Here is a 14,581-nt window from a genome sequence, read left to right on the forward strand (position 1 = left end):
GGTCTGACCCCGGCAGTTCGCCCTTGGGGTGGATGCAGGCGCTAATGGCATGCCGAAGTAGCCTAGAGATGACACCTTAGTTGGTGCCTGTCGCCGTTCTTCCAGTCAGCGTTTTTCGGTGTGCGCCGCCGCGTCAATCCAGCGGCACGGCCCGGTACCGGTTGACGTCCACGCTGGACACCGGCGGCGCATTGTTGCCCCAGGCGCTGCGCAGGTACGACACCACCTGGGCCACCTCGGCATCGTCGAGCGCGTGGCTGAAGGGCGGCATGCCGTAGGGGCGGGGATTGCCGCGCGTGCCGGGCGGGAAGCCGCCATTGAGCACGATACGGATCGCGTTGGTGGCATCCGGCATGGTCAGCGTGCGGTTGCCGGCCAGCGGCGGGTAATGCGGTGGGGCTCCCGCGCCGGTGGCGCCGTGGCATTCGGCGCAGTGCTTGTCGTACAGCTTCGCGCCGGCTTGCAGCACGGCCGCCGCCTCGGGCGCCTTCGAGCGTTCGTAGGGCTGGTGGCCGTTGCCGGTGGCGGGCAGCGATTTCAGGTACACCGCCATGGCCCGCACGTCCGCCGCGGACAGGTGCTGCAGGCTTTCGCGGACCACTTCCGCCATCGGCCCTGCCACCGCCGCGCGCGGTGCGACACCGGTGTGCAGCAGTTGCGCGATCTCGTCGACCGGCCAGCTCCCCAGCCCCGCTTCCGCGTCGGACGCCAGCGACGGCGCATACCAGCCCAGCACCGGCAGCAGGCCGCCGGACAGTTCGCCGCCGCTGCCGCCGAGCGCATTGCGGGCACTGTGGCACGCGCTGCAGTGGCCGGGGCCTTCGACGAGGTAGGCGCCGCGGTTCCACTCGGCCGGCCGGTCCTTGCGTTCCTGGTAGACGCCGGGGCGGAAGTACAGCGCGCGCCAGGCCGCCAGCGCCGCCTGCGTGTTGTAGGGGAAGCGCAGCTGGTGCGGCTGGTTCCTGCGCGAGACGGCGGGAATGGTGCGGAAATAGGCATATAGCGCATCGGCATCGTCGCGCGTGATGGCCGTGTAGTTCGTGTATGGGAAAGCCGGGTACAGCAGCCGGCCGTCGCGCGCGCGGCCATTGTGCAGGGCGTTCCAGAAGTCGTCGGCGGTCCAGCTGCCGATGCCGGTTTCGGCATCCTGGGTGATGTTCGGCGCGACGATGGCGCCGAACGGCGTTTGCAGCGCGCGGCCGCCGGCATACTGCTCGCCGCCGCGCACCGTGTGGCAGGCCATGCAGTCGGCCGCGCGGGCCAGGTAGGCGCCGCGCGCGATCTTCTCGCCGGCCGGCAGCGCGGCAAAGGCGGCGCTGGGCGGCGGGCCGGCATCGTGGCGCGGCCACAGCAGGCCGGCCGCCACGGTCAGTACCATCGCCGTGCCGGCCGCGATCCAGCGCGCGCGCCGGCTCATGGCGCGGCTCCATGGTCCGGCACGCCGCCGCAGCGCATCGGCAGCGGGGTGTCGGGCGCCGCGGCGGGCCGCGCCGCCTGGTCGACCGGCTGGCTGGCCAGCCAGCCGGAAACGGCCGCCACGTCGGCCTCGGTGAGGCGGGCGGCGATGTCGGCCATGCAGTCCGGTGCCTGCGCGCGCCGCGCCTTGTTCTTCCACGCGCCGAACTGCGCATTGATGTAGTCGCGCGGCAGCCCGGCCAGGCCCGGAATCGCCGGCGCCACGCCAGCCAGCTGCTGGCCGTGGCAGGCCACGCAGGCGGGAATCCGGCGCGCCGCATCGCCCTGGCGCACCAGCACGCGGCCCCGTTCCAGCATCTGCGCCGTGGCGGTAACGGGCGGCGCGGGCGGGTAGGGCGGATGCTGGCTGGCGAAGAACTGCGCGATCTCGCGCAGGTAGGGCTCAGGCAGGTTGCCGACCATGTACGTCATCATCGGGAACTGGCGCCGGCCGTCGCGGAAATTGAGCAGCTGGTTGTACAGGTAGCCTTCCGGCTTGCCGGCGATGCGGGGGAAGAACGCATCGTTGCGGCCCTGCGGCTGGTGGCACGCCAGGCAGGGCGCCAGGCGCTGCGCCAGCGTGTCCGGCGCGGCCGCCGGAGCGGACCATGCGTGGTTGCACAGCAGCAGGGGCAAGGCCAGCGCGGCGAGCAGGCGTGCGCTCATGGCAGGCGCGGGCAGCGGATATCTGGGATTGGGCATGCCGTTCCTGGGCGGATGTCGACCGCCCAAGCATACCCCCGCGCGCGGCGGAAGAACAGGGGCGCGCGGTTCAGCCGCCGGCCGGGGTGTCCGGTGCGGGGCGGCGCGGGCGCGGCGCCTTCGGCTGCGGCAGCGTGTTGCCGAGCGCGAGCCAGTGGCGGTACACGCGCAGCGCCACCTGGGCATCGTCGGCGGCGTACTGCAGCTGCTTGTCCGTCAGCCGGGGCGACGCCCAGTTGGTGGTGGAGATCTTTTTCGACTTCTGCAGCTTCAGGCCGAAGTAATGCGCCACCGCGCTCTTCGCGCCCAGGTCGTGTTTCTGGCCGGGCACGCGCAATGCCTTCGACAGGTCAGCCACGCGGGCCGGCTCGATCGCCAGCTTGGCGCGCAGCCGCTTGACGTCGTCGGCCAGGCCGAAGCCCACCTTCAGCGTGTGTGTCGATTCGAGGATGGCCTTCAGCACCGGCAGCAGCGGCGCCACCTCCGGCCCGACCGGGAACAGCCAGGCCGCGTGCTCGTCGGCGAACTGCACCAGGTGCGGTCCGTCCGAGCTCTGGCCCTTGACGAAGGTGGGTTTCGATTCGGTGTCGAAGCCGATAACATCGTGCGCCAGCAGCGCGGCCTGGGCGGCCCGGGCTTGCTCGACGGTGCGCACGACATGGATATCGGCCAGCGCGATGCCCTGGTAGGGCGGCAGGTCGGGCTCGCGCGGCGGTGCTTCGGTATGGAACGCCATCAGCCCTTGCGGGAGAATTTCGCGGTCAGCTGTTCCAGCTTTTCCTGGCGGCGCTTGGTTGCTTCCTCGGCGGCCTGTGCCTCGCGCTCGGCCTTCTTGCGTTCCGCTTCCTTGCGGAAGCGTTCGCCCAGCGTATCCTTGGCGTGCTTGCGGTGCACGTCCGTGACTTCGGCGCCGGTCGAGCCATCCAGGTTATAGCGGATGGTGGCTTTTTCCATCGCGCGCAGGTAGCGCTGCGAACCGGTGTGGATGCCCAGCGCGGCACGCATCAGCTTGCGGTCGATGCCCGGCACCTGCGCGAGGATCTGCTTGTCGATGCCGATTGCCAGCGGCAGGAAATCGCGGAATGGCGGGAATTGCTGCGAAAGCTGCTTCAACAGCGCACGGGCGCTGGGCGCCTGGCCGGTTGCCGCGGTGGGTGCAGTGTGCTGTCCCGCGCTTTGCGCCGTGCTCTTTTCCGCACTGTCTTCCGCGCTCGGCTCCGCATTCTTTTCCGCGTTCACTTCCGCGCTTTTTTCCGTGTTCTTTTCCGACTCTGCAGGCGCGGCAGCCACCGTTTCGGTGGAAGCGGCGGCGTTGTTGGTGGATTCAGCGGATTCGGCAGATTCGTCGGCGGCGGACGTCTCGGGGGTAAGGCTGGTATTCATCGACTTCGTAGGTTGATCAGGAGGCGCCAGCATACCACGCCGCGCCCCGCGCGCGCGTTGCATTTTTCTTCATCATGCCGGCTTGTCCACACGTCTTTCGCGGCTCGCGGCGCGCCGATTCGCAGGAACCTTGCCGCAGCCGCGTGCCAGGCTGTGACAAAGCGTGCATAATGGCCGACGCACCAAAAGCAGGGCGGTGCAGATTCAGTCTGTTAAGGAGTTGTCCGCGGTCCCCTGAACAGGGCTTTCCGCATGCCGGCGTCCCGTTGTCCAGAATGCGTTGTCCAGGCAGGTTCACGATGAACATGCCGGGCCGGTTCAGGGACCACGACGGCGCGCCAGGGCCGAGCCCCCTCTTCTGTTCGCACTGAGTATTCACGGAATAACAACGGAATAACACGGAACTACCCCGGAATCCCAAGAATGGAGTCCGCGAAGCGAACCGGCATGGTTCGCGTTGCGCGGGCTTTTTTCATTCCGGATGATCCCCATATACGTACCGGCACGGCCTTTGCGAAGGCCGCGCTGGATTGTTCAATTTTTTTCACTTGCGTCGTGCCCGGCCAGGCACTGAAGAGATATTTGATGACGACGAAAACGCCGAAGACCCTAACGCTGTCCACCAAGAAGCCGCGCGCCGAAGCTGCGCCGCTGACGGTGCCGAAGACCACCTTATCCTATGTGATCGACAATGCGCAAGAGGCCGCCGGTAAAGTGACCGTTGTGAAGAAGAAGACGTCCCGCCTGGCCGTGCTGCCGGGCGACGAGGCGCTGGCCGCCGATGCGTCCGTGGCCGAGTCCGCCGACACCGCGGCGCCTGCCGGCGACGAGCCGAAGAAGGCCGTGCGCAAGGCCGCGGCAGGTGCCGACGAAGCGCCGAAGGCGCCCGTGGTGCGCGTGCGCAAGGCCAAGCTGGAAGCGCCCGCGCCGTCCCCATCGGCCCCGGCCGCCGTCAGCCAGGTGACCGATGCCGCCACGCTGGCCTCGATCGACACGTCCGGCTACCTGCTGCCTTCCGTGAAGGTGCCGGGCCGGCGCGGCCGCAAGCCGAGCGAATTCACGCCCGAGAACGATGAAGTGGCGGCACTGAACGCCGTCGAGCGCGCCGAACTGAAGGCCGCCTCGAAGGCGCGCGAGCGCAAGGCCAAGGGCCTGGACCCGTTCGGCGGCGAAGCCGGCATGTCCGGCGAGGACCTGGAGAAGCGCCGCCAGCAGTTCAAGAACCTGATCAACATGGGCAAGGACCGCGGCTTCCTCACCTATGCCGAGATCAACGACCAGCTGCCCGAGAACATCGTCGATCCGGAAGCCATCGAAGGCATCATCGCCACGTTCAACGACATGGGCATCGCCGTCTACGAGCGCGCCCCGGATGCCGAGGCGCTGCTGCTGTCCGACAACGTGCCGACCGCCACTTCCGACGACGAAGTGGAAGCTGCCGCCGCGACGGCGCTGTCCACCGTCGACTCCGACTTCGGCCGTACCACCGACCCGGTGCGCATGTACATGCGTGAAATGGGCGCCGTGGCGCTGCTGACGCGCGAAGGCGAGATCGAAATCGCCAAGCGCATCGAGGAAGGCCTGCGCGACATGATCCAGGCCATCTCCGCCTGCCCGACCACGATCAACGAGATCGTCGACCTGGCCGCGAAGATCGAGAACGACGAGCTGAAGGTCGATGACGTGGTCGACGGTTTCGTCGATCCCGACGAGAGCTCGGCACCGGCACCGGCGCGCGCGCCGGCCGCCGCCGCGTCCGACGACGAGGACGAGGACGAGGAAGAAGAGCTGGAAGAGGAAAGCGACGGCGACGCCAACGGCGGCGCGGCCGGCTTCTCCACCGAGCAGCTGGCGCAGCTGAAGGTCGATGCGCTGGAGCGCTTCGCCGTGATCTCCGCGCAGTTCGACAAGATGCGCAAGGCCACCTATGGCTCGGCGGTCTACCAGAAGGCGCAGGCCACCATTTCCGCCGAGCTGCTGGGCATCCGCTTCACGGCCAAGGTGGTGGAAAAGCTGTGCGATACGCTGCGCGGCCAGATGGAACAGGTGCGCAGCATCGAACGCGCCGTGCTGGAGCTGTGCGTGAACCGCTGCGGCATGCCGCGCGCCCACTTCATCAAGGTCTTCCCGGGCAATGAAACGAACCTGGACTGGGTCGACGGCGAAGTCGACGCGCGCCATCCGTACAGCGCGGTGCTGGGCCGTAACGTGCCGGCCATCAAGGAACTGCAGAACAAGATGATCGACCTGCAGGAACGCGTGGCGCTGCCGCTGGCCGACCTGCGCAAGATTAACAAGCAGATGGCGGCCGGCGAGAAGCGCGCCCGCCACGCCAAGCGTGAAATGACGGTGGCCAACCTGCGCCTGGTGATCTCGATCGCCAAGAAGTACATCAACCGCGGCCTGCAGTTCCTCGACCTGATCCAGGAAGGCAATATCGGCCTGCTCAAGGCGGTCGACAAGTTCGAATACCGCCGCGGCTACAAGTTCTCCACGTATGCCACGTGGTGGATCCGCCAGGCGATCACGCGTTCGATCGCGGACATGGCGCGCACCATCCGCGTGCCGGTGCACATGATCGAAACGATCAACAAGATGAACCGCATCAGCCGCCAGATCATGCAGGAAACCGGCAACGAGCCGGACATGGCGACGCTGGCCGCCAAGATGGAGATGCCGGAATCGAAGGTCCGCGAGATCATGAAGATCGCCAAGGAACCGATTTCGATGGAAACGCCGATGGGCGAGGATGGCGATTCGCAGCTGGGCGACTTCATCGAGGACAACACCACGCTGGCCCCGCTGGACGCCGCGCTGCATGCGTCGATGCGCAACGTGATCAAGGAAGTGCTCGATTCACTGACCCCGCGCGAAGCCAAGGTGCTGCGCATGCGCTATGGCGTGGAAATGTCGAACGACCACACGCTCGAAGAAGTGGGCAAGCAGTTCGACGTGACGCGCGAGCGTATCCGCCAGATCGAAGCGAAGGCCATGAGCAAGCTGCGCCAGCCGTCGCGCTCGGACAAGCTGAAGACGTTCCTGACGCAGAACTGATCCACGTTCCGGGTCGCATGAAAAGGAAGCTTCGGCTTCCTTTTTTTTCGATCGCGCCTTCCGGCGCACGAATGCCGAAATCACTGGCTGAACGGGGCGCCGGCCTGTATGCTCTGCCTTGGGCAGCATCCAGTCGTGATGCTGCCGCTGCACCTGATCTCCCGTCTCGCTTTCCCGCGGCCCTGCCGGTTAGCTACCCGCCGCATGGCTGCATGAGGGCTTTTATCATGCTGGCTCACTGACTGGAGAACTCCCATGGAAGACATGGATAATTGCGACACCGAAATGGTCGTGGCTGTACTGGAAGCGCTGCGCGAAGAAATGGCGGCCGACCTCGATGACATGGAACGCCGCATCCGCGGCATGCCCGAAGCCAGCCAGATCGACCCGCCACCCGGCGGCGAACTCGATGAATTGCGCACCGCGCGGGTTGCCCTGCACAGCGGCCTGGCCAGTATTCGCGAAGTGCTGGGCTGGATCGAGTGGATCACCGAAAAGGACCCCGAAGGCGAAACCGCGGTCGCGGCGCAGCCACTGCCGACGGTGCTCGGCTATCCGATCCACTGATGAACGTGCCAAGGGTCGAACCGTCCTGATGGTGAATCGCACCGATGGTCGAGCAGTACCGATCATCGAGTCATGCCAATGGTCGAGTCATGCCAATGGTCGAGTCATGTCGATGGTCGAGTCATGTCGATGGCCGGGTCATGCCAATGGTCGAGCCGTGCTAGGATGCCATTTTACAAGGCATCCTTCCGCACCATGAAACACCGGCTGTTCCTCTTCGACCTCGACGACACGCTGCTCGACTTCAAGGCTTCCGAACATCTCTCCTTTGCGCGCACGCTCGGCGCGCTGGGTTTCCACGCCCCGCTCGAAGGGCTGTTCGCGCAGTACCAGGCCATCAACACGGCGCTGTGGCGGCAGTTCGAGGCGGGTACCGTGGCCAAGGAATTTCTCAAGGTGGACCGCTTTCGCCAGACCTTCGCGGCGAACGGCCTCGACCTCGATCCGGAGGCGGCCAGCCGGCTGTTCGTGGAATCGCTGTCCGATACCGTGGTGCTGATCGACGGCGCGGCGCGCCTGTGCGAGGAACTGGCCGGGGTGGGCGAAGTCGGCATCGTCACCAACGGCGCCGAGCAGATCCAGCAGCTGCGCATCGCCAGCTCCGGGCTGGGCAAGCATATCTCGTTCGTCTGCACGTCCGAAGCATGCGGCTTCGCCAAGCCGGACGTGCGTTTCTTCGAGCACGCCGGCAAGCTGGCGCGGGCCTTTGCCCGGCACGAGGCGGTCATCGTCGGCGACCGGCTGGACGCCGACATCCTCGGCGCCAACCGCTACGGCATCGAAAGCTGCTGGTTCAATCCCGACGGCGCAGCCAACGATTCGCAAGCCGTGCCCACTTTCGAAGTGGCCAGCCTGCATGACGTGGTGCGGGCCCTCACGCCGGTCAGCTAGCCTGCCTGCGCCGGGCCGCGGCGGACCCGCGCCGCGACAGCAGCGCAACGCCGGCCGCGCCACCGACGATCAGCAGCACGGCGACTGCTTCCGCTTGCGTGCAATGGAACACGCCGAAATCAAGCACCGGGTTGTGGCGGATCTGCTCGATCAGCAGCCGCTCGATGCCCGCGCAGACCAGGTACACCGCAAACAGCCAGCCCGCCTGGAAGCCATGCCGGCGCAGTGCCCACAGCAGGCCGAAACCGGCCATGCACATCGCCGCTTCGTACAGCGGCGTCGGATAGACGCCAGGCGCCGCAATGACCACGCCGACGATATTGTTGTCATAGGTCTGCGCCCACAGCCACGCGGGCAGCCAGTCCGGCTTCAGCGCCATGTCGGCGGCGATGCCCCAGTCGCCGTCGCCGGACAGCTGGCAGCCGATCCGGCCCAGCGCATAGCCCAGCATCAGCGCGGGCGCCGCGGCGTCCAGCACGGTCAGCGCCGGCAGCTTCCAGCGCCGGACGCACACCAGGCCCGCCACCGTGCCGAAAATCAGGCCGCCGAAAATGCTCAGGCCCGAACGGGTGAAGATCATGGCGGCGGGATCGGCCAGGAACTGGTCGGTGTGCTCGAGGATGTGGAATACCCGGGCACCGGCGATCCCGGCCAGCAGCGTCACCAGCGTCAGGTCGGAAACGATGTGCGCCGGATCGACCGCGTGGTAGGCCGGCGCGCCGTGTGCCTTCCTGCCGCGCACCTGGGCGAACCCCAGGATACCGGCGGCGTGCAGCCTGGCCAGCTCGCGGCGCAGGAAGGCGCCGGCCACGAACATCGCCGCCACGACCGAAAGGCCGAACACGGGGATCGGCAGGGGAACATCGGCGCCGGTCAGCGCCCTGACGATGTCGCCCAGGTAGGGATATGCCATGTAACTCCTCAATAAATGGACGGCTTGCCCAGCACGCCATGGCGCCAGTGCTGGTAGCCCTTCCGCACGCACCAGCCCACCATCAGCACCAGCAGCGCCAGCAGCACGTAGTCCGACGACTTCGTCTTGTACGACAGGTCGATGGTCGACGGCATCGCGAACGCCTGGTAGCGGTGGCCCGTGTAATGGGCGCCAACCACCTTGCCGTCGTCGGTGATCTTGGCGGTCTCGTACAGGCCGTTGCGGTTCGGGTGGATGCGCATCCGGCCATCCTTGTAGACGAAGGTCAGCGGCGCGTTGTCGCGGAAGCGGATCGTGCCGGCCACGTCGCCGGCCGCGTTGATGCCGGTGGCATAGCTCTGGCCCTGCGCGATCATGGCGCCCAGGTCGATCATCTTCGTGCCATCGTGCAGGAAGGCATGCCACTGCCGGTCGGCCGTTTCCGACGCGCCCACCACCATCCCGGTGTCGTTGATCGCCGTGGCGACGCTGACCCGGCCGCCCAGCGTGCCCAGGTCGCGCATGCCGCCCGTTGGCGTCCACACGAAGGCGCGCCGGTAGCCGTTCTCCAGCTGTGCCGCGCCCACCACCGTGCCGCTGTTGTTGATGCCCGTGGCGTAGCTGGTGAGGCCGCCGAGCGTGCCCAGGTCCTTCATCCGCGCGCCATCGTGCACGAAGGCGTGGAAGCTGCCATCCTCGACGTCGGCATAGCCGGCGATCTGGCCGGCCTGGTTGATCGCGATGCCCAGGCTGCCTTCGCCGCCCAGCGTGCCGAGGTCCTGCATGCCTTCCTGCCGGCTCGCGGTGGCCGGCTGCCAGCGGAAGGCGCGCCAGCGGTTGTTACCGTTGCGTGCGCCGCCGGTGACCGTGCCGGCACTGTTGATGCCGGTCGCGTAGCTGTCGGTACCGCCCAGCGTGCCCAGGTCGGTAACCTGGCCGCGGTGGTAGACCACCGCGCGGCGCTGGCCATCCTCGGTGCGGATTTCGCCGGCCGTCAGGCCGGCGGGGTTGATGTCGGCGGCCAGGCTCTGTTCCACGCGGCGCTCGCCAAAGCCCGCCTGGGCCATGGCTGCGCCGTGCATCACGAGTACCGCGAGCAGGAAGCTGATGTTACGCATGCAGATCTCCTTCCGGTTGGATTCACTACATACTTCTACCCGCCGCGGCCGCGGCGGACCTTCAATAAGGCTTGCCGGTGACGTCGAGCGCGATGCGCCACAGTGCGCGGTCGCCCGTGATGAAGAGGGTGCGGCCATCGGCACCGCCGAAGGCCGCGTTGGTGACGTTGGCATCGACGCGGATGGTCGCCAGTTCCTTGCCCTGTGGCGAGAACACGCGCACGCGGCGCGCGCCATGCTCGGTCACGTACAGGTTGCCGTGGCAGTCGAGGGCCATGCCGTCGCCGCCGTCGATGCCCTGGATGAGCGTGCGGCCCGCGCCAGGCACGCCATCGGCGATCGGATAGGCCTTCACTTCGCCGTCGCCCGCGTTCACGTACAGCAGGTCGCCGGCGGGGGACAGGGCGATGCCGTTCGGGTTGCGCCGCGTGCCATCGACCAGCGTCACCTTGCCGTCGGTGCCCACGCGGTAGATACCGGTGACGGGTTGCCCGCCGGGCGCGGCGGCCTTCTGGTAATCCGGATCGGTGAAGTACAGCGTGCCGTCGGCGGCGATGGCGATGTCGTTGGGGGAATTGAACACCTTGCCGTCGAACCCTTCGGCGATGGCGCTGCGCGCCTTGCCCGGCATCGCGTAGCGCGACAGCGCCTTGTATTTGTGGGTGGCGGCGACCAGGTTGCCCTGCGCATCGACCGCCAGGCCATTGCTGCCGCTATCGTCGAGGAAGGTGCTGACGGTACCGTCGGCGGCCAGCTTGCGGATGCGCGAAGGGAAGGCGCCGGCATGGCTGAAGTCCGAGAAGTACAGCGCATCCTTGATCCACACGGGGCCTTCGTACAGCTGGGGGCCGGTGTGGGTCGGCTGCACGGCGGCCACTCGCTGCGCGGCCAGTTCGCCGGAAGGGGCCTTGCCGCAGGCAGCGGCCAGGGCCGCGCCGCAGGGCAGTGCGGCCAGCGCGGTGGCCAGGGCGACGGTCCGGGTGACGGAGCGGAAGGTGGGGCGGAAGGTGAAGCCGGAGCCGAAATTGGAGCTCGATCCGGTGCAGCCAGGTGCGGTGAATGCCATACATTGCCTCGAGTGGGAACCTCGGCGATTGTAGGCAGGTATTATTCTTGTGGCAATCGTTTTCGCGTGGCCGCGCCGGCAACGGCGCCGGCGCTTGTCTGCCCCGGCACTGGCCCGCCTTACACCTTGCGCACGAACTCCGATTTCAGGCTCATCGCGCCGAAGCCGTCGATCTTGCAGTCGATGTCGTGGTCGCTGTCGACCAGGCGGATATTCTTCACCTTGGTGCCCTGCTTGATCACGCCGCCGGAACCCTTCGGCTTCAGGTCCTTGATGACGGTGACGGTATCGCCGTCCTGCAGCACGTTGCCGGCCGCATCGCGGTACACGCGGGCAGCGGACGAAGAGGCAGCGTCGGCCGCGTCGGCCGCGGGCGACCACTCATGCGCGCATTCCGGGCAGACGAGGTTGGCGCCGTCCTGGTAGGTGAATTCGGAACTGCATTGCGGGCAGGGAGGCAGGGCGCTCATCGTGGATTCTTTGCGAAAAAGCGGGCAGTATACTCCCTCGATCGCGACGGAGAGACGAAGGAGACGACGATGGAAAGGCTGGCCAATCCGGTCTGGGCCGCGCTGACGGGCGGCCAGCGCCACCTGGCGCGCGAGCTTGGCGCCATGCTGCGCTACGAGCCCGACGTGGCGCCGTTCTGCGCGGTGCCGGAGCATGGCATGTTCGTGCCGGCCCGCGATCTCGTGCAGCTGGCCGAAGACGTGTACTTCGTCGGCGCGATCCCCGAGGTGCCGGACGGCTGGCGGCTGGCGGAGCTGGGCGGCGTGCTGCAGATGGTCTACCGGGGCGGCCCGGTCACGCCGCCACCGGCCGGCGGCATCGTCGAACTCGATGCCCTCGATCCGGCCATGGAAGCGCTCACCGCGATCGCCTTTCCCGGCTACTTCCGCGCCCGCACCGGCACCATGGGCCGCTACTTCGGCATCCGCGACGCCGGCCGGCTGGTCGCATTGTCCGGCGAGCGGATGGATCTCGGCACGCTGCGCGAAGTGAGCGCCGTCTGCACGCATCCCGGCCACACGGGGCGCGGCCATGCCAGGCAGCTGGTGCGGCACGTCATGCACGGCATGCTGGCGGAGGGCGTGACGCCGATGCTGCACGTGGGCGCGCGCAATGAGCGCGCCATTGCCCTGTATGAATCGCTCGGCTTCGAGCGCAACGGCGTACTGCGGCACGCCAGGCTGGTGATCAATCCCTGAGCGCCTTGCGGCTCAGTCGCCGGCCGTGACGTTGCCGATTCCGGACACCGACTTGTTCAGCGACTTCGGCTTGCCGAAGTAGGTCAGGCTGCCCATGCCGCGCACCACGGCGTTCAGCGTCTGGCTGGCGTGCACCTTCACGTCGCCGATGCCTTCGAAGTTCACGTCGGCGCGCTCGGCCTTCAGGTGCTCGGTGGTCACCTCTCCCACGCCGCGCGCCTTCAGCCGCAGCCACTTCGCGGTGCCCTTGGCCTCCATGCGGCCGGCGCCCTCGAACTGCAGGTCGAGCCGCTCTTCCTTCACGTTGTCGATGACCACCTGCCCGGCCCCCTCGACGACGCATTTCACCAGCGACGGCACGGTGATCACGATCTTGTCGCCGTCCTTGACCGATGCATTGTTCTTCTCTGCGTAGTCGATCTTCAGTTCGTCCGCCTTCACGCTGGTGAGCACCTTGCCGATGAACTCGGGCCGGCCGACCACCTTCACCGACTGCGCCTGGCCGGCACGGACCTCGATGTTGATCGGGCCGCGGATGGCGATGGCGCGGAAGGCGCCCAGCTGGCGCGCATCCTCGGCGCCGTGGGCCGGGGCGGCGAACAGGGTGGAGAACAGCAGGGAGCAGGCGAGCGTATGGGACAGGGCAGGGCGCATGGCAGGAACCTTTTGTTGTGTTGTATGGTGATGCGATTCTAGTGCCGCGGCTGGCCGGATCGGTGGCGATTGCGACAAAACGCCATTTTTCGGTGCCGGATTGCATGAAACGCGACAAATACCTTTACGTGAACTTACCTGCCTTGACGGCATTTCGCGGCGGCCCGCCGCACAATCGGCACTCCATGAAGGAGTAACGATGAAGCGATTGATCCTGGGGGCCGTCCTCGGCTACAGCCTGGCAACCCTGCCATGCCGCGCGGACGAACCCGTGCAGATACCAAAGCAAGAATTCGAGCAGATGCTCGACACTTACCGGCTCGTGCTGGAGGATTACGTTGATCCGGCCGACCGCAAGAAACTGTTCACGGAAGCGATCCGCGGCATGCTGTCGGCGCTGGACCCGCACTCGCGCTACCTGGACAAGGACGACCTGGAAGACCTGGAGCGCATCCATTCGGGCCAGTACGTGGGCATCGGCATCGGCGTGGAGATGCTCAACGGGCAGATCCTGGTCCGCGACGTTGCCGAAGACAGTCCGGCGGACCGGGCCGGCGTGCGGGCCGGCGATTCGGTCGTCGCGATCGATGGCGCGCCGCTGTTCGGCCTGCGCGACAGCCAGGTCGCCAGCCGCGTGCACGGCGAGCCGGGAACCACCGTGGAACTGACGCTGGCCCGGCGCGGCGCCACGCCGCTGCGCACCGTCGCCGTGGCGCGCGCCACATTGCGGGATCACACCGTCACCGTGCAGCGCCTGGACGGCGATATCGCGCGCATCCGCATCAGCGAATTCGGCGGCGGTACCGTGGCTGAGCTGATCGCGGCGTTGCGGCAGCTGGATGGCCCGCAGCCCGTGAAAGGCATCGTGCTGGACTTGCGTAACAATCCGGGCGGCCTGCTGCCGGCGGCGGTCGGCGTGGCCGGCGCCTTCCTGCCGCAGGGCGCGGTGGTGTTCACGTCCACCGGGCGGCTCCCGGAAAGCAACAGCACCATCGCCGTGTCGCCCCGCTTCTTCGGCAAGCCGGGCACCGCCGATGCGTATGACCAGCTGCCGGCCTTCGCGCAGGCCATCCCGCTGGCGGTGCTCGTCAACGGCTCCTCCGCATCGGCGGCGGAGCTGGTGGCGGGTGCGCTCCAGGACCATGGCCGCGGCAAGGTGATCGGCGCGCGCACCTACGGCAAGGGCTCGATCCAGACGGTGTTCCCGCTGACCGATGAATCGGCCATCAAGCTGACCATCGCACGCTATTACACGCCCAACGGCCGCGAGGTGCAGGCGCAGGGCATCGTGCCGGACGTGCAGGTCGCGCCGGCAGCCGCGAAGGATGGCGACGACACCCTGCTGTTCCGCGAGGCCGACATGGCCAATCACCTGCCCGCCAGCTCGGCCTCGCCGGACGCCGCGCCAGCGGGCCGGCCGGTCGTCGAGGACAGCAAGTCCTTCGGGTCGGCCAGCGACCGCGCGCTGCAGGCCGCCATGGTGCAGCTGCATCCCGCGCCGCCGTCCGGCCAGGCGCTGGGATCGGCATGGCGTGGCATCTCCGCCATGTTCCGGCGCTCGCGCAGCTGA

Annotated in this window: 14 protein-coding genes; 5 read left to right on the plus strand and 9 right to left on the minus strand. The window is 67.6% G+C overall.

The window, feature by feature from the left end:
• Window positions 1-133: 133 nt before the first annotated feature.
• From OU994_RS10995 to OU994_RS11010, 4 genes are all read right to left on the minus strand, one after another.
• Complete coding sequence (locus OU994_RS10995; RefSeq protein ID WP_281610762.1) at window positions 134-1,417, minus strand: cytochrome c; 1,284 nt, start codon at window positions 1,415-1,417, stop codon at window positions 134-136.
• The gene (locus OU994_RS11000; protein ID WP_373922580.1) at window positions 1,414-2,157 is read right to left on the minus strand and encodes a cytochrome c; all 744 of its coding nucleotides are present in this window, start codon (window positions 2,155-2,157) and stop codon (window positions 1,414-1,416) included. The genes OU994_RS10995 and OU994_RS11000 overlap by 4 nt, the downstream gene beginning before the upstream one ends.
• A gap of 70 nt (window positions 2,158-2,227) precedes the next feature.
• Window positions 2,228-2,893 carry a 3'-5' exonuclease gene (locus OU994_RS11005; protein ID WP_281610763.1) on the minus strand — a complete coding sequence of 222 codons (666 nt, stop codon included), beginning with the start codon at window positions 2,891-2,893 and terminating at the stop codon, window positions 2,228-2,230.
• The gene (locus OU994_RS11010; protein WP_229420933.1) at window positions 2,893-3,273 is read right to left on the minus strand and encodes a ProQ/FINO family protein; all 381 of its coding nucleotides are present in this window, start codon (window positions 3,271-3,273) and stop codon (window positions 2,893-2,895) included. The genes OU994_RS11005 and OU994_RS11010 overlap by 1 nt, the downstream gene beginning before the upstream one ends.
• An 852-nt stretch (window positions 3,274-4,125) precedes the next feature.
• Here OU994_RS11010 and rpoD point away from each other — a divergent pair.
• The 3 genes from rpoD (at window position 4,126) to OU994_RS11025 (ending at window position 8,052) form a co-directional block, all read left to right on the plus strand.
• Window positions 4,126-6,594 (plus strand): RNA polymerase sigma factor RpoD, encoded by a 2,469-nt coding sequence (rpoD, locus tag OU994_RS11015; RefSeq protein ID WP_281610764.1) that lies wholly within the window; start codon window positions 4,126-4,128, stop codon window positions 6,592-6,594.
• A gap of 255 nt (window positions 6,595-6,849) precedes the next feature.
• On the plus strand, window positions 6,850-7,161 hold the full coding sequence (locus OU994_RS11020; RefSeq protein ID WP_131146873.1) for a hypothetical protein: 312 nt from the start codon (window positions 6,850-6,852) through the stop codon (window positions 7,159-7,161).
• A gap of 195 nt (window positions 7,162-7,356) precedes the next feature.
• On the plus strand, window positions 7,357-8,052 hold the full coding sequence (locus OU994_RS11025) for a YjjG family noncanonical pyrimidine nucleotidase (protein ID WP_281610765.1): 696 nt from the start codon (window positions 7,357-7,359) through the stop codon (window positions 8,050-8,052).
• On the opposite strand, the gene OU994_RS11030 is transcribed toward OU994_RS11025, so the two are convergent.
• The 4 genes from OU994_RS11030 to OU994_RS11045 form a co-directional block, all read right to left on the minus strand.
• A complete protein-coding gene (locus OU994_RS11030) occupies window positions 8,045-8,965 on the minus strand; it encodes a prolipoprotein diacylglyceryl transferase (protein ID WP_281610766.1) in 921 nt (306 codons plus the stop codon). The two genes, OU994_RS11025 and OU994_RS11030, sit on opposite strands and share 8 nt — an antisense overlap.
• An 8-nt stretch (window positions 8,966-8,973) precedes the next feature.
• The gene (locus OU994_RS11035) at window positions 8,974-10,083 is read right to left on the minus strand and encodes an HAF repeat-containing protein (protein ID WP_281610767.1); all 1,110 of its coding nucleotides are present in this window, start codon (window positions 10,081-10,083) and stop codon (window positions 8,974-8,976) included.
• Window positions 10,084-10,144: 61 nt separating this feature from the next.
• A complete protein-coding gene (locus OU994_RS11040) occupies window positions 10,145-11,149 on the minus strand; it encodes an SMP-30/gluconolactonase/LRE family protein (protein WP_281610768.1) in 1,005 nt (334 codons plus the stop codon).
• Between the two features lie 119 nt (window positions 11,150-11,268).
• Complete coding sequence (locus OU994_RS11045; RefSeq protein ID WP_281610769.1) at window positions 11,269-11,619, minus strand: zinc ribbon domain-containing protein YjdM; 351 nt, start codon at window positions 11,617-11,619, stop codon at window positions 11,269-11,271.
• Between the two features lie 69 nt (window positions 11,620-11,688).
• Between OU994_RS11045 and OU994_RS11050 the strand changes: the two genes are divergently transcribed.
• A complete protein-coding gene (locus OU994_RS11050) occupies window positions 11,689-12,357 on the plus strand; it encodes a GNAT family N-acetyltransferase (RefSeq protein ID WP_281610770.1) in 669 nt (222 codons plus the stop codon).
• A 12-nt stretch (window positions 12,358-12,369) separates the two neighbouring features.
• On the opposite strand, the gene OU994_RS11055 is transcribed toward OU994_RS11050, so the two are convergent.
• Complete coding sequence (locus OU994_RS11055; RefSeq protein WP_281610771.1) at window positions 12,370-13,011, minus strand: GIN domain-containing protein; 642 nt, start codon at window positions 13,009-13,011, stop codon at window positions 12,370-12,372.
• Between the two features lie 199 nt (window positions 13,012-13,210).
• Between OU994_RS11055 and OU994_RS11060 the strand changes: the two genes are divergently transcribed.
• On the plus strand, window positions 13,211-14,581 hold the full coding sequence (locus OU994_RS11060; RefSeq protein WP_281610772.1) for a S41 family peptidase: 1,371 nt from the start codon (window positions 13,211-13,213) through the stop codon (window positions 14,579-14,581).

This window comes from Pseudoduganella sp. SL102, assembly GCF_027856995.1.
Classification (GTDB): Bacteria; Pseudomonadota; Gammaproteobacteria; order Burkholderiales; family Burkholderiaceae_D; genus Rugamonas; species Rugamonas albidiflava.

Coding starts and splice junctions, on each gene's coding strand:
- OU994_RS10995 (WP_281610762.1), bottom strand. CDS start 1,417: ATGAGCCGGCGCGCGCGCTGGATCGCGGCCGGCACGGCGATGGTACTG.
- OU994_RS11000 (WP_373922580.1), bottom strand. CDS start 2,157: ATGCCCAATCCCAGATATCCGCTGCCCGCGCCTGCCATGAGCGCACGC.
- OU994_RS11005 (WP_281610763.1), bottom strand. CDS start 2,893: ATGGCGTTCCATACCGAAGCACCGCCGCGCGAGCCCGACCTGCCGCCC.
- rpoD (WP_281610764.1), top strand. CDS start 4,126: ATGACGACGAAAACGCCGAAGACCCTAACGCTGTCCACCAAGAAGCCG.
- OU994_RS11020 (WP_131146873.1), top strand. CDS start 6,850: ATGGAAGACATGGATAATTGCGACACCGAAATGGTCGTGGCTGTACTG.
- OU994_RS11025 (WP_281610765.1), top strand. CDS start 7,357: ATGAAACACCGGCTGTTCCTCTTCGACCTCGACGACACGCTGCTCGAC.
- OU994_RS11030 (WP_281610766.1), bottom strand. CDS start 8,965: ATGGCATATCCCTACCTGGGCGACATCGTCAGGGCGCTGACCGGCGCC.
- OU994_RS11035 (WP_281610767.1), bottom strand. CDS start 10,083: ATGCGTAACATCAGCTTCCTGCTCGCGGTACTCGTGATGCACGGCGCA.
- OU994_RS11040 (WP_281610768.1), bottom strand. CDS start 11,149: ATGGCATTCACCGCACCTGGCTGCACCGGATCGAGCTCCAATTTCGGC.
- OU994_RS11045 (WP_281610769.1), bottom strand. CDS start 11,619: ATGAGCGCCCTGCCTCCCTGCCCGCAATGCAGTTCCGAATTCACCTAC.
- OU994_RS11050 (WP_281610770.1), top strand. CDS start 11,689: ATGGAAAGGCTGGCCAATCCGGTCTGGGCCGCGCTGACGGGCGGCCAG.
- OU994_RS11055 (WP_281610771.1), bottom strand. CDS start 13,011: ATGCGCCCTGCCCTGTCCCATACGCTCGCCTGCTCCCTGCTGTTCTCC.
- OU994_RS11060 (WP_281610772.1), top strand. CDS start 13,211: ATGAAGCGATTGATCCTGGGGGCCGTCCTCGGCTACAGCCTGGCAACC.